Genomic DNA, 13,841 nt, shown 5'->3' with positions numbered 1-13,841 from the left:
GTGGCGCCCGCGCGCGGCGGGGCACCGGGATCCGTCCCGTGGGTCAACGAATGTACAGCCGTGAATCCAGTCTCACAGCCGCGGCACAGGACGGTATCACAAGAAATATTCACGATGGGGGCCCCAAGACGGGACAAATGGCACGCCGGTTCAGTCGAACCGCGAATATCTCGACTAACCGCCGAAATGACGGGAAAGGCTTACGCCTAACAATTCGGTCAGGCCGGTGACCCGCAACTGACGGTGCACGAATTCACTCGGGTTCCGCAGCTGGAAACGACTGCCGATCTCCTGGGCCGCCCGCTGGCCGGCGACCAGCGCGCGGAGCCCCACCGAATCCATGAACGTGACATACGTCAGGTCCACGATCACCACCGTGGGGCGATCCCGGTGCAGCGTTTCCAGGAGCGTCGCGCGCAATGATTCGACGGTGGCGGCGTCCAGGCTGCCCCGCACGTCGACGACCATGGCGCCGTCGACCTGCCGCCGTGTCGTGACCACGGCCCCGCCCATCGCGACCTCGCCCACCCGATATCCGAGTCGGGCGATTTGCCCGATCTCTCCACCGTACCCGCCTCCGTGTACCCCTCGCAGGCTGCCGCGCGGTTCGGCGGGAAGGGCGCACACCGCGTACGCCGAGCGGTTTTTGCAAGTTGAATGAGGGAAGTTCCCACATCGCGCCGATCGTCTCCGCGTGCGGCTTGCGCGCCACCTGATCGCGGGATGACGGTGATCTGAACCGTCGGAAGGGGGATGGCATGGCCAAACCAGGATTGTTCGCGATCCGCGACGTGGGATCACTGATCCACGAGACCGCCCAGGAGGGCAACCAGCTCAAGAAGGCGGTGGGCGTCACCCAGCTGACCGCCATGGGGGTCGGCGCCATCATCGGCACCGGCATCTTCGTGGTGATCGGGAAGGGCTCCGGCATCGCCGGGCCGGCCGTGGTCCTCTCGTTCGTGCTGGCCGCGGTGGCCTGCGCGTTCTCCGCCCTGTCGTACGCCGAGCTGGCGTCCTCGATCCCGGTCTCCGGCAGCGCGTACACCTACACGTACGCCACGCTGGGCGAGATCGTCGCCTGGGTGATCGGCTGGGACCTGATCCTGGAGTACGGGGTGTCGGTGGCCGGCATCGCGATCGGCTGGGGCGGCAACCTCAACGCGTTCCTGGACGCGGCCTTCGGCGTCAGCCTGCCGGACGCCATCGCCAAGTCCCCCGAGGACGGCGGCGTCTTCAACCTGCCGGCCGTCTTCGTCGTGCTGGCCATCACGCTGCTGCTGATCCGCGGCGTGACCGAGAGCGCCCGGGCCAACCTGGTGATGGTCGTGGTCAAGCTGGTCGTGCTGGTCTTCTTCATCGTGGTGGCGTTCGCGAACTTCGGCACCGGCAACTTCCACCCGTTCGCGCCGGCCGGGGTGGACGGGGTGACCGCGGCCGCGGCGATCATCTTCTTCGCCTACATCGGGTTCGACGCGGTCTCCACCGGCAGCGAGGAGGCGCGCAACCCGTCCCGGGACCTGCCCCGGGCGATCATCGGCTCACTCCTGATCTGCACGGTGTTCTACGTGCTCACCACGGTCGGGGCGCTGGGCATCGCCACCCCGGACCAGATGAAGGACAGCGACGCGCCGCTCGCCGCCGCGCTGGACCAGGGCGCCGGGATGAGCTGGGCGGCCGGGATCCTGGCGCTCGGCGCGGTCGTCGCGATCACCAGCGTGGTGCTCGTCATCTTCTACGGGCAAACCCGGATCTTCTTCGCGATGTGCCGGGACGGCCTGCTGCCGCGCCGGCTGGCCGTGGTCAACCAGCGGTTCGGCACCCCGGCCCGGCTCACCCTGGTGCTCGGTGTGCTGATCGCGATCCTGGCCGCCCTGGTTCCGCTCGGCACCATCGTGGAGCTTGTCAACATCGGCACGCTGTTCGCGTTCGTGCTGGTCAACATCGGGGTGATCGTGCTGCGCCGGACCCGGCCGGACATGCCCCGGCCGTACCGGGTGCCGTGGTCGCCGGTCCTGCCGCTGATCGGTGTGGTCTTCGCCGTCTACCTGATGTCCGACCTGCCGCTGGACACCTGGATCCGGTTCGCGGTCTGGCTCGCGGCCGGCCTGGTCATCTACGGGCTCTACGGCTACCGGCACTCCCGGGTGCGGCAGGCGGCCGCCGTGCCGCCCGGCCCGGCGGACGGGCCCGGACAGAGGCCCGGGTCATGACCGCCCCGGTGATCGTCGGCGCGGACCGCAGCCCGGCCAGCGCCGGCGCGCTGGCCCTGGGCCGGTGGCTGGCCCGCGTGCGCGAGGCGCCGTTGGTCGTCGCGGTGGTGCACCCGGCGCCGTCCGCGATCGGTCCCGGCCGGGTCGACGCCGAGTGGATCGCCGACCAGCACCGGGCCGCCGAGCGGGTGCTCGCCGAGGCCCGGTCCACGTTGGACGACCCGCCCGGCGCCGAGTACCGGATCGTCGCGTCCACCTCGGCCGCGCACGGCCTGCACGACCTGGCCGAGCAGACCGGCGCCGCGATGCTGGTGGTCGGCTCCGGCGCGGCCGCGCCGGCCACCCGGATCTTCGCAGGCAGCACCGCCGAGCGGCTGCTGGCCGGCAGCGCCTGCCCGGTCGCGGTGGCGCCGGCCGGCGGCGTCACGCCGGGGGCCACCCGCCGGATCGGGGTGGCCTACGTGGACACCCCGGACGGGCGTGCCGCCCTGCACGCCGCGGCCGACCTGGCCCGGCGCACCGGGGACCCGCTGCTGCTGGTCACCGTGGTGGCCGGCGGGGACGCGGCGCTGCCCTTCCTGATCGGCGACGACGCCGAGCGGGCCTTCCTGGACACCGCGCGGGAGACCTACGAGGAGGCGCTGCGCACAGCCGCGGAGAGCATCCCGGACGTCGAGGTGCGGTGCGAGGTGCGCGCCGGCGACGTGGTCGAGGAACTGGCCGCGCTGGACGAGGTGGACGTGCTGTTCTGCGGCTCGCGTGGGTACGGCCCGGCCCAGCGGGTGCTACTCGGCGGCGTGTCGGGGCGGCTTCTGCGACGGGCCGGCCGTCCGCTCGTCGTGGTGCCGCGCGCCTGAGCCGGCGCCTTTCCCGGCGTACGTCGGCTCCTCGGCTGCCCGCCTGTCCCAGGCGGGCAGCACCGGATTCACCTCCATCATCGGCACGTACACCCGGGCGTCCACCGCCTCGGCCAGCAGCAGCGCGGCGACCAGCGCGGTGGGCCGTTCCCCCGGGTCCCGCCGCAGGCAGCGGAAGCACAGGTCGAGGACCTCGGGCGGCAGCCCGGGGAGGGGCGGCAGCGGCTCCGGGTCCCAGTACCGCTGAGCGTGGATCAACTCGGTGTGCGACCTCGTGGTCCACGGCACCCGCCCGGCCAGGCAGTGGTAGAGCAGCGAGCCGAGGGCGAACATGTCTGTCGCCGGAGTGGCCGGCCCGCCGTCGAAACGCTCCGGCGCGACGTACGCCGGGGTGCCCATCACCGGGCCGTCCGGGTTCGGCTCGGGTGCGCCGACCGCCGCCGCGATGCCGAAGTCCAGCACCTTCGCGCCGCTCGGGGTGAGCATCACGTTGGCCGGCTTGATGTCGCGGTGCACCACCTGCTCGGCGTGCGCCGCGGCCAGCGCGGCCGCCACCTCGGCGCAGATCCGCACGCCGATCCGCCAGTCCAGCCGGCCCTCGGCCAGGTGCCGGCTCAGGGTCTGGCCCTCGACCAGCTCCATCACGATGTACGGCACGTCGCGCCGGCCGGGCGCCGGTGAGGTGCCGAAGTCGTGCACGTTCGCCACGTTCGGGTGCGCCAGCCGCGCCGCCGAGCGCGCCTCGGACCGGATCAGCTCGACGCCTGTCTCGCCCAGGGTGCCCTCCACCGCCGCGGCCATGATCTTCACGGCCACCGGGCGATCGAGCACCCGGTCGTGGCCGCGCCAGACCTCGGACATGCCGCCCAGTCCGATCCGGTGCACCAGCTGATACCGCCCACCCAGCGTCCGCACGGAACTCCCTTCCCCATCGGCAGACCGATACCCCGGCGGGAAAGGCACAAACGCATGAAAAATGGCGGAACCAAGCCTTGTGGGCCCGGTTCCGCCATCGTCCGTGCCGCTGCTGTGCGCGAGCACCTGACGTCGGGACAACGCTAGGTCAGGCTGTCCGGACCCCGACACAGCCCCCACCGGAGAGTGACGGTCCTCTCAGCTTGAACCCGGCCTGAGCAGGAGTTGAGGACCGCCAAGGCGTCACTCTGCGCGATCAGGCCCTTTCGGTACGCAGGTCGTGCGCCCCATCCGCGCGAGTCGCCTCGTAGTACAGCCGCCGCCCGCCGTCCGGCAGGTCCACCAGGCTCAGGTAGCGCAGCCCGTACGGCCGATGCGGGCTGCCGACCGGGTCGTGCTCCTCCGCGGTCAGCTCGCCGAACGTGCCGTCCGGCAGGCGCGTGCCGCGGGCCACCCCGGTCCGCTCCTCCCAGTTCTCCCCCGCCGTGGCCCGCCCGTCGTAGGTCACCGTGATTTCGTCCCCGGCCACCTGGACCGACGACACCCGGACCCCACGGGCGTCCCAGCGGCCGGGCCGGCCGGCCAGCGCGGTCCGCCGCCGGGTCCAGCGCACCCCGTCCGGGCTGGTCGCGTACTCGGTGGTCATCCGGTCCGCGTCGTCCCAGGACTCCAGCGGGTGCACCGACGCCCAGAGGTGCCAGCCGCGCTCGTCGTGGTGCAGCACCGGGTCCTTCCAGCCGGCCGCCTCGTCACCGGCGAGCACGGTCCGCGGCTCGGCGGTGGCCAGCCCCTCCGGGGTGTCCGCCTCGAGCAGGTCGACCCGCCAGTGCTTGGTCCCCGGGGTGGCGGCGCTGACGTAGAGCCGCCAGCGCCCCGCGGGGGTGCGCACCAGCGCGGGGCGTTCCAGCGACTCGGCGCCGAACCGGTCCTTGCCCACCTCCGCCACCACGGTGAAGTGCAGCCCGTCGGCGGACCGGGCGATCACGTTGGCGACGCCCCGGCCGGCGCCGATCGGCAGCCGTACCCGGTAGGCCAGGTAGACGAAGCCGTCGGCGGCGATCGAGCTGGGCGCGCCGGACCAGGCACCTGGCTCGGTTCCGGGCGGCTCCACCACCACTGTGGAGTCTTCCCAGCGCGGCAGGGGCAGGGCTGTGGTTCCGACGGTCACGTGGACTCCCGGGGACTCGGCTTTCGGCGTACCCGCAAATTTTGCCGCATTGCCTATGAAATTGGTGGGGTTTGCGGAGCGCGGGCGTGTCGGTCGACGCTCAGCCAGTCGTCGAACCGTTCGCCCGTGATGTCCTGCAGCAGCGCGATGTCCGCGGCGAAGTGCGGCAGCAGTTCGGCCCGCTCGGCCGGGGTGGTGACCGGCCGGGCGCCCTTCCTGCGGTGCAGCAGGGTGAGCAGCGGCCCGCGGGCGGCCAGCCGCAGCGGGACCGGGAAGTGGTGGCCGAAGCCGCCGCCGGTGCGCAGCAGGGCACGCAGCACCGCGTTGACCCGGTTGTCCTGCACCACGTGCCGGTTCACGTTCTCCCTGGGGATCGCGGTGAGCAGGCCGGTGCGCACGCCCAGGAACGAGCAGACCCGGTCCAGCGTGGCGGCCGGCGCGTCCTTGAGCTCCTTGTAGCGCAGCAGCAGCACCTGCTCGCGCGGGAAGCGCTGGTAGAGGTGCTCCAGCTGGCGGCCGTAGAGCCCGAGGCCGAGGTAGTGCCAGAACTGCGCCCAGCCGGCCGCGACGCGGGCCGGCTCGGCGCGGCAGGCGGCCAGGAAGTCGGCCTCCGGTTCCAGGCCGGCGTTCCACAGGTGGGTCCAGTTCGAGTGCGCGCGGTCCACCGGGTCGCGCAGCAGCAGGATGATCCGCACGTCCGGGGTGAGCTTGCGGATCCGGTCGTGCGCGTCCAGGTCGTGCAGGTAGAACGGGGTGGCCTCGCCGAGCAGCGCGCCGGCCGGGGCCTTGGCGAACAGCGCCTCGTAGGCGTCGCGCCGCCAGATGTGCTCCTGATAGGTCTGCACGTCGCCGGGGCCGCCGTGCCGCGGTGGCGGCCCGTCGGAGAGGAAGAACTTGGGCTCCTTGACCGGAGACAGGTACAGCTCGGGGTGTCCCACGAGAGCCGCGTGCAGGGCCGTGGTGCCGGCTTTGGGCACGCCGGCTACCAGGAAGTCGGGTAGTGCCATCTCTCCCCCTCACGTCAAAGTGAGGTAAGCCTACAGAGCTGCTAGGTTTTCGCATCTCCACCGGAGACGGCTCAGACCGCCCGGCCCGCGGCCCAGCGCCGCCACCACCGGGACCGCCGGAATCTCAAGCACCGCCCCGGCGCGCAGATCACGCACTCGGTGCCCGCCCGGTGGTGCTGATGCGCCTGGAAAGGATGGCCGCACACGCAGAGCGCACTGTCAGTCATCATCGCCCACCAGAATGCCACGAACGCCGCCGGCCGCGTTTGCCCCTGGCCAACATACGTTACGGCGAGTAATCTGCGCTTGCCCCCGGCACGCCTGCCAGCGCAAATCTCGTCACCAATCAACCACAGAGAGTGACAACTGAACTGTACGGCAATGGCACGCGTACCGGGATACGACACCGCATTCGCTTCACCCCGGGAGCGTGCCCCATGTTCCGGCTCATCCAGTTGCACACCGAGGCCGGTGTGCCACACATCGGCGTCGACACCGACGGATACGTCAGCGCCCGCGCCGCCCTGGCCCGTTACCGCACCGCTCCGGCCACCTATTTCGCTGTCGGCCGGTTCGACCACGAGGGCACCCTCACCGAAGTGATCCTCGACCCGTCGTGCGGGTTGGACGGTGCCTGCCAGCGGCCCGCCTCGGTGATCCACGCCAAGACCTACCAGCGGCTCTGCGAGGGCTGCGCGGCCGGGCTGGACGTGCTCACCGTCCCGCAGCTGGCCCATCGGCTCGGCATCGCCTGCCGGCTCGCGCCGCAGGTCACCCGGCACCGGCAGAACACGCTGGGCGGCCTGCGCTCGCCGGCCGGCAACCGGATCGCCCGCGAGTTCGCCGACCACGTGCACGACCCGGCCTGGCGCCGGGAGCTCTGCGGCGAGCTGGGGCAGACCCCGACCGCGCTGAACGGGCTGCTGATCGGGGCGGGGGCGCTCAGCCACCGGCAGGTGCTCGACCTCTATCCGGCGCTGCGCGCGCTGGGCGAGGAGCTGCCGGCCGGGGTCCGCGCCGATCTGTCCCGGGCGACGGCGCGGCCGCTCTCCCCCGCCGGCGTGGCCGGCCTGCGCCTGGGCCTGGGCTGATCCTCCGGCAGCACCGCGGCTCCCCACTCTCGCCGGGCGGCGATCCGGGCGGGTCCGTGCCGCGGGCGGGCTACGGTCGTCGGCATGGTGAGCACGTTCGCGGAACTCGTGGACCGGGCCGGCGCGCTGGTGGCCGGCGGGCGGCGGGCGGTGCTGGGCATCGCCGGGCCGCCCGGGGCCGGCAAGAGCACTCTGGCCGAGGCGCTGGCCGCGGCCCTGCCCGCGGCCCTGGTGGCGCACGTGCCGATGGACGGCTTCCACCTCGCCGACGTGGAACTGGACCGGCTCGGGCTGCGCGACCGCAAGGGCGCGCCGGAGACGTTCGACGCCTGGGGGTACGCGGCGCTGCTGCGCCGCTTCCTGGCCGGCCAGGACGAGATGGTGTACGCCCCGGGCTTCGAACGCGTGCTGGAGCAGCCCGTCGCGGGCGCCATCGGGGTGTCCCGCGACGTCCGCCTGATCCTCACCGAGGGCAACTACCTGCTGCTCGACCAGGGCCGGTGGGCCGGCTTGCGGGAGGTGTTCGCGGAGGTCTGGTACACCGACCTGGACCCGGAGGAACGGCTGCGGCGGCTGATCGCGCGGCACGTCCGGTTCGGCAAGGCTCCGGACGTGGCGGTGGCCTGGGCGACCGGGACGGACCAGCGCAACGCGGCGCTGATCGCCACCACGCGCGGGCGGGCCGACCTGGTCGTGCCGCCGGCTCTGCTCAGTTCGCTGGGAGCTGATCCCGCGGATCTCCGATCGCCCTGACCCGGTGGCATGCTTGCCTGCATGTCGGTGGAAGAGACGGCGGTCGAGGCGAAGCCGCGACGGCGCCGGGCGGCTGCCCGGTTCGGTGTCATTCTGGTCGCGGTGCTCGCGCTGCTGTTCGGCGTGCCGTGGGCGACGCTGGTCTGGTCGGGCAACGCCTGGCCGGCCCCGGTGTTCGTGCTGGGCACGCTGCTGTTCGTGCTGGCCGCCGCGGCCTTCCCGGTGCTGATGTTCCGCGGCCACGGCCGTCGTGACGACGTCAGCGCGCGGATCGCCGACACCATGCTCGGCGTGGTCTGGGTGCTGTTCACCTGGTCGGTGCTCGGCCAGGTGGCCGGCCTGGTCCTGGCGCTCGCCGGGGTGCACGATCCGGTCCGCTCCCGGGTCGCCACGGCGGTGGTCCTGGTGATCTCGCTGGTCCTGCTGCTCTGGGGGTACGCGGAGGCGATGCGCGTCTCCCGGGTCCGCGAGGTGGACGTCACCATCCCCCGGCTCGGGCGTGGCCTGGACGGGCTGCGGGTGGTGCTGATCACCGACACGCACTACGGCCCGATCGACCGGTCCCGCTGGTCCCGCGGCGTGGTGGAGGTCGTCAACTCGCTGCGGCCGGACATCGTGGCGCACACCGGTGACATCGCCGACGGCGAGGTCCCGCAGCGCATCGGCCAGGCGTCCCCGCTGGGCGACGTCCGGGCGGCCCTGGCCCGCGTCTACGTCACCGGCAACCACGAGTACATGAGCGGCGCCCAGGGGTGGGTGGAGTACATGTCGTCGCTGGGCTGGGAGGCCCTGCACAACCGCCACCTGGTCGTCTCCCGCGGCGGCGACTCGCTGGTCGTGGCCGGCGTCGACGACCGGACGGCGGCCGGCTCCGGCGTCCCGGGCCACCACACCGACCACGAGGCCGCCCTGGCCGGCGCCGACCCGGCCCTGCCGGTGCTGCTGCTCGCCCACCAGCCGCAGCAGATCGGCGGTGCGGTCGCACACGGCATCGACCTGCAGCTGTCCGGTCACACGCACGGCGGTCAGATGTGGCCCTTCCACTACCTGGTCCGCATCGACCAGCCGGTGCTGCAAGGACTGTCCCGGCACTCCGCGCGCACCCAGCTCTACACCAGCCGGGGCACCGGCTTCTGGGGCCCGCCGTTCCGGATCTTCGCCCCGAGCGAGATCACCCTGCTGACCCTGCGCGCCGGGTAGTGGAGACGGTGGTCACTCGCGGCGGCGGGTGACCACCGGTCGGGCGGCTTGCCGGGAATAAACCGGTTGAGTGCGGCTCGCGGCGCGACGCAGGATGGGGTACCGCCTTCTTCCCCATCCCAGAGGACTTCCTATGCGTCTGCTCCGCGACCTGTGGGCCACCTCCCGAAGTCGCACAGCGCTCGCCGCGTTCCTGATAGTCATCGGCGCGGCCGGGTCGTCCGTGGCGCTGGCGCTGGCCGGATCGGTGCTGGTCGACCGCTCGTTTCCGCTCTTCGTGGCGCTGGCCGCGGCGCTCGGCGCCGCGGTGCTCAGCGACGTCGTGGTCGGGCTGGTCGCCGCGCGGCTGACCGCCGACTGGGCGGCCCGGGTCCGGCGTGGACTCAACCGGGTCGCCTTCGGGCAGGATATCCCGACGTTGGAGAACACGCCGGTCGGCGAGCTGCTCGACCGGATCGACTCCGACGTGTACCAGGTCGGTTCCGAGCTGCGCGGCAGCGGCGTACGGATCGCCCAGTCGATAGCGGTGGCGACGCTCTCCATCGTCACCGCCTTCGTCGTCTGGTGGCCGGCCGGGCTCGCGATGATCGCCGTGACGGTGCTGATCTTCGTCACGATGAACAAGCCGATCCGGCGGATCTCGCCGGTGCGCATCTCCGAGGAGGAGGCCTGGTCCGACCTGGCCGCCGTGATGGAGGAGGCGATCCACGGGCAGGACGACGTCCGGACCAGCCTGGCCGCGCCGTACGTGCGGCGGCTCTTCGCCGACCGCGCGCGTGAGGTCCTGGCCCGCGGGCGCCGGGTCTGGCGCGCCTCGTCGAGAATCACCATGTGGGCCGGGGCGATCACCCGCAGCCTGATCGCCTCGCTCGTCCTGATCGGCGCCTGGGCGCTGGTCACCGGGCACATCGACGGCGCCCGCCTGACCGGCGTGTGGCTGCTCGCGCTCGGCTTCGGCGGCACCCTGGAGCAGGTCACCCGGATGGTCCCCGAGCTGCAGAACGCGCTCGGCGCCTGGGGCCGGGTGCAGATGCTCGGCGAGGTCGCGCAGGAGCCGTCCGAGGGCGTGCCTCCGGTCGACGGCGACCTCGTGGTGCGTGACCTGACGTTCCGTTACGGCGAGTCGGACAGCGGACGGCCGCCCGCGCTGCGGGGCGTGAGCCTGACGTTCGCGCGCGGCCGGTCGTACGCGCTGATCGGTCGCACCGGCTCGGGGAAATCGACCCTGGCGAAGGTGCTCACCCGGGCCGTCGACGTGCCGTCCGGCACGGTCTTCCTCGGCGGCGTCGACATCAACGACATCGCCGTCGAGGGCCTGCGCCGGTGGACCGCCATCGTCCCGCAGCGCACCGAGATCCTCTCCGGCACCCTGGCCGAGAACATCGCGCTCTTCGACGAGGAACTGCTGCCCCGGGCCGCCGCCGCGGTCGGCGAGCTGGGCCTGTCCACCTGGGTGGACGGGTTGCCCGACGGCCTCGACACCACACTGGGCGAGGGCGGTTACAAACTCTCCGCCGGGCAGGAGCAGCTGGTGGCGTTCGCGCGGATCCTGGTCCGGGACCCGCAGGTGGTGATCCTGGACGAGGCGACCGCGCGGATGGACCCGGTCACCGAGTCGTGGGTGCAGCGGGCCACCGACCGGCTGCTGCGCGGCCGGATCGGCGTGATCGTGGCGCACCGGCTCTCCTCGGTGCAGCGCTGCGACGAGGTCGTGGTGCTGGCCGACGGCGAGGTGCTGGAGTCCGGGCCGCTGCGCGAGTCGCGCCGGTTCGCCGAGCTGATGGCCAGCAGCAACCTGGCCGTCCCGGCCCCCGCGCCGCACGCCGGCGGCGGAGTGCTGGTCGAGGAGGACCGCGACTGGGACACCGCGGCGCGGGTCGAGCTAGGGCCGGACGCGCTGGGCAACCCGCTGCCCACGGTGGAGCCGCCACCGCTGCCGGCGCCCGCGCCGACCCGGACGATGCGCGAGATCGCTCGGCTGGCTACCAACGACGCGCGGTACGGCCTGGGCGCGGTCTCGCTGTTCGTGCTGCTGGTCCTGTTCGGGCTCGACGGCGCGGTGCTGCCGCTGCTCTGGACGGACGTGGTGGACGGCGCCGGCAGCCCGCTGCTGCCCGCGGCCGGGATCGCGGTGGCGCTGCTGGCGCTGATCCCGACGCTCTACTACACCGGGGCCTGGTTCCCGGAGTGGTGGGTGCGGCAGATGCTGCGGATCAGCCTGCGCCTGGTGCACGGCCAGATCGGCCCGCGCCGGGTCAGCAAGCACACGCCGGCCGAGGTGGTCGCCCAGGGCGGCGACACCGAGCGCGTGGTGATGCTCGCCGACAACCTGGTCGACAACGGCGTCGGCCTGCTCACCGTGATCGCCATGACGGTGACCTCGCAGTCGCCGGTGCCGGCCCTGTTCTTCCTCGGCACGATGCTGGTGTCCGGGCTGGCCGCGACCCTGTTCGGGCCGCGCCTGGAACGGGCCGCCCGGCGGACCGTGGCGGCCCGCGCGGCGTTCGCGACCGCGCTGGTGTCGTCGCTGTCCGCGGCGCGCACGGTGAAGCTGGCCGGTGCGACGGGGCCGGTGCTGGGCCACCTGGCCCGGCTCGACGCCAAGCGCAGCGAGCTGCAGTGGCGGGAGATCGCGATCCAGGTGTGGGCGCGGTCCACGCCGTCGGTCGCCAGCGGCCTGCTGCCGATCGCGGTGTGGGCGTTGTACCTCGGCGGGCGGCTCAGCGCGGCCGCCACGCTGATCGCGGTGGCGACGCTCGGGTCGGCGCGGTGGTTCGCGTGGACCACGGCGTCGCTGGTCTCGCACTTCCCGTCGGCGAAGGTGTGGACCGCGCGCACGGTGGCGATGGCCGGTGTCGGGGCGTACTCGTCCGACGTTCCCGGCGTGGACATCTCGGCCGGCACGGCGCCGGCTCCGCCGTCGGCGTCGCGCAGTCCGCTTCGCTCGCTGGAGCTACGCGGCTTCAGCGCGGTCCACGAGAACGGAGCCCAGGGGGTGCGCGATGTGGACCTCACCGTGCAGCGCGGGCAGCTGGTGCTGGTGGTGGGCCCGGTCGGGTCCGGCAAGTCGTCGCTGCTGCGCGCGCTGGCCGGGATCGTGCACCACACCGGCGACCTGTGCTGGAACGGTGAGCCGGTCCGCGATCCGGAGCTGTTCCTGCGGCCGAACCAGGTGGGGTACGTCGCCCAGCTGCCGCGGGTGCTCTCCGGCACGGTGGCCGACAACATCCGGCTCGGGCACGAGGTGGACGCGGCGGACGCGGTGTCGGTGGCGCAGCTGGAGCACGACCTGTCCGCGTCCGGCGGTGGCCTGCAGCTGCTGATCGGCCACAAGGGCACCCGGTTGTCCGGTGGCCAGCTGCAGCGGCTGGCGCTGGCCCGGGCGCTGGCCCCGCGGACCGAGCTGCTGATCGCGGACGACGTGTCGTCGGCTCTGGACGTGACCACCGAGCTGGAGTTGTGGCGGGCGTTGCGTGCGCACGGGGTGACCGTGGTGGGCTCGACGTCGAAGCGGGCGGCGCTGGCGCAGGCCGACCGGGTCGTGGTGCTGATCGGCGGCCGCGCCGAGGACCAGGGGACGTGGCGCGAGCTGGAGGATCGCTGGGGTCACCTGGCCGGGTGAGGTCCGCCGGCCGGGCCGCCCGCGCCCGGCCTCGGCTGTCGATCCGGGCCCGAAGCCGAACGGCCCGGCGCTGCCACCACCGCCGACCAGGACCAGGACCACGGCGCCGCCGGCGATCCGCCGCTTCCAGCGCGGGTCCGGCGGCGTGCGCACCATGACCGTCGGGATGGGGAAGACCCGCGGCGGTGAGCGGTCTGTGACCTCGCTACGCGCGGGGTCCCCCGTCCGGGTCGGTGCGGCGGACCGGCCGTACCTCCGGGGTGCTCTACGGTCTTCCGGGTGAAATCCGGTCGTATCGTCTGGTGTGCTGGCTTTGCTGTGCTGGTGATGGGATGCTCCCCGCGCTCCGGCGCCGTCTGGGGCGAGGGATGGGCCGCGCCGTCGGCCTCCGTGTCGTCGGTCTCCCCGCCACCGGTCTCCGTGCCGGCGGCGCCCACGCGCCTCGCACCCGAGTCACCGGACGGCCCCGGGACTGCCCTGCCGGACTCCTCCGGCACCTCCCCATCGCGGGTCTCGCTGGCGCCGGTGGAGGACGGGGACCCGGATCGGTTCGTGGCGGCGGTGCGGGCCCAGCTGCCGGAGCTGGCGATGGACCGGCGGGACGAGGAGATCGAGGACCTGGGGGCCGAGGCCTGCGCCTCGTCGGAGATGGACCTTTCCGGGTACGGGGTGTCCGCCGCGCAGGCACGACAACTCCGCAGGGTGGCGCAGGCCGACCTCTGCCCGTGACCGTCCCGGCGATCCCTGCTCCTGATCACCTTGCACAGGCGCGGCGCCCTCCCCGCGATCACCCGTTCTCGCACGACCACCCGCTTCGCAGGCGGCCCGCTTCTGCGCACGGCCACCGGTTTTCGTGCGCCATCCGCTCTGCCGCGCCATCCGCTCTGCCGCGCCATCCGCTCTGCCAGCGCCATCCGCTCTGCCGCGCCATCCGCTCTGCCGCGCCATCCGCTCTGCCAGCGCCATCCGCTCTGCCAGCGCCATCTGCACTGCCAGCGCCATCCTCTGCCAGCGCCAT

At 73.0% G+C, this 13,841-nt stretch carries 11 protein-coding genes; 7 read left to right on the top strand and 4 right to left on the bottom strand.

The genetic code is table 11. The features are described 5' to 3' along the window. Nucleotides 1-174 precede the first annotated feature (174 nt). Nucleotides 175-528 (bottom strand): STAS domain-containing protein, encoded by a 354-nt coding sequence (locus tag Asi03nite_RS06315; RefSeq protein ID WP_239102454.1) that lies wholly within the window; start codon nt 526-528, stop codon nt 175-177. A 230-nt stretch (nt 529-758) separates the two neighbouring features. Between Asi03nite_RS06315 and Asi03nite_RS06310 the strand changes: the two genes are divergently transcribed. Both Asi03nite_RS06310 and Asi03nite_RS06305 read left to right on the top strand, forming a co-directional pair. Beyond that, the gene (locus Asi03nite_RS06310) at nt 759-2,210 is read left to right on the top strand and encodes an amino acid permease (protein WP_203677467.1); all 1,452 of its coding nucleotides are present in this window, start codon (nt 759-761) and stop codon (nt 2,208-2,210) included. Next, complete coding sequence (locus Asi03nite_RS06305) at nt 2,207-3,067, top strand: universal stress protein (RefSeq protein WP_203677466.1); 861 nt, start codon at nt 2,207-2,209, stop codon at nt 3,065-3,067. The genes Asi03nite_RS06310 and Asi03nite_RS06305 overlap by 4 nt, the downstream gene beginning before the upstream one ends. On the opposite strand, the gene Asi03nite_RS06300 is transcribed toward Asi03nite_RS06305, so the two are convergent. The 3 genes from Asi03nite_RS06300 to Asi03nite_RS06290 form a co-directional block, all read right to left on the bottom strand. Beyond that, nucleotides 2,996-3,982 (bottom strand): serine/threonine-protein kinase, encoded by a 987-nt coding sequence (locus Asi03nite_RS06300; protein ID WP_239102451.1) that lies wholly within the window; start codon nt 3,980-3,982, stop codon nt 2,996-2,998. The two genes, Asi03nite_RS06305 and Asi03nite_RS06300, sit on opposite strands and share 72 nt — an antisense overlap. Nucleotides 3,983-4,238: 256 nt before the next feature. Beyond that, on the bottom strand, nt 4,239-5,150 hold the full coding sequence (locus Asi03nite_RS06295) for a hypothetical protein (RefSeq protein ID WP_203677465.1): 912 nt from the start codon (nt 5,148-5,150) through the stop codon (nt 4,239-4,241). A 53-nt stretch (nt 5,151-5,203) separates the two neighbouring features. After that, a complete protein-coding gene (locus tag Asi03nite_RS06290; protein WP_203677464.1) occupies nt 5,204-6,157 on the bottom strand; it encodes a sulfotransferase family protein in 954 nt (317 codons plus the stop codon). Between the two features lie 437 nt (nt 6,158-6,594). On the opposite strand from Asi03nite_RS06290, the gene Asi03nite_RS06285 reads away from it, so the two are divergent. The 5 genes from Asi03nite_RS06285 (at nt 6,595) to Asi03nite_RS06265 (ending at nt 13,552) form a co-directional block, all read left to right on the top strand. Further along, complete coding sequence (locus Asi03nite_RS06285; protein ID WP_203677463.1) at nt 6,595-7,248, top strand: hypothetical protein; 654 nt, start codon at nt 6,595-6,597, stop codon at nt 7,246-7,248. An 84-nt stretch (nt 7,249-7,332) separates the two neighbouring features. Further along, nucleotides 7,333-8,001 (top strand): nucleoside/nucleotide kinase family protein, encoded by a 669-nt coding sequence (locus Asi03nite_RS06280; protein ID WP_203677462.1) that lies wholly within the window; start codon nt 7,333-7,335, stop codon nt 7,999-8,001. A 21-nt stretch (nt 8,002-8,022) separates the two neighbouring features. Further along, nucleotides 8,023-9,201 carry a metallophosphoesterase gene (locus Asi03nite_RS06275; protein WP_203677461.1) on the top strand — a complete coding sequence of 393 codons (1,179 nt, stop codon included), beginning with the start codon at nt 8,023-8,025 and terminating at the stop codon, nt 9,199-9,201. Between the two features lie 133 nt (nt 9,202-9,334). Next, the gene (locus tag Asi03nite_RS06270; protein WP_203677460.1) at nt 9,335-12,823 is read left to right on the top strand and encodes an ATP-binding cassette domain-containing protein; all 3,489 of its coding nucleotides are present in this window, start codon (nt 9,335-9,337) and stop codon (nt 12,821-12,823) included. Nucleotides 12,824-13,150: 327 nt separating this feature from the next. Beyond that, the gene (locus tag Asi03nite_RS06265; RefSeq protein ID WP_203677459.1) at nt 13,151-13,552 is read left to right on the top strand and encodes a hypothetical protein; all 402 of its coding nucleotides are present in this window, start codon (nt 13,151-13,153) and stop codon (nt 13,550-13,552) included. Nucleotides 13,553-13,841 lie beyond the last annotated feature (289 nt).

It is taken from the genome of Actinoplanes siamensis, assembly GCF_016862395.1.
Lineage (GTDB): Bacteria > Actinomycetota > Actinomycetes > Mycobacteriales > Micromonosporaceae > Actinoplanes > Actinoplanes siamensis.
This window is presented reverse-complemented; position numbering and strand designations above follow the sequence as displayed.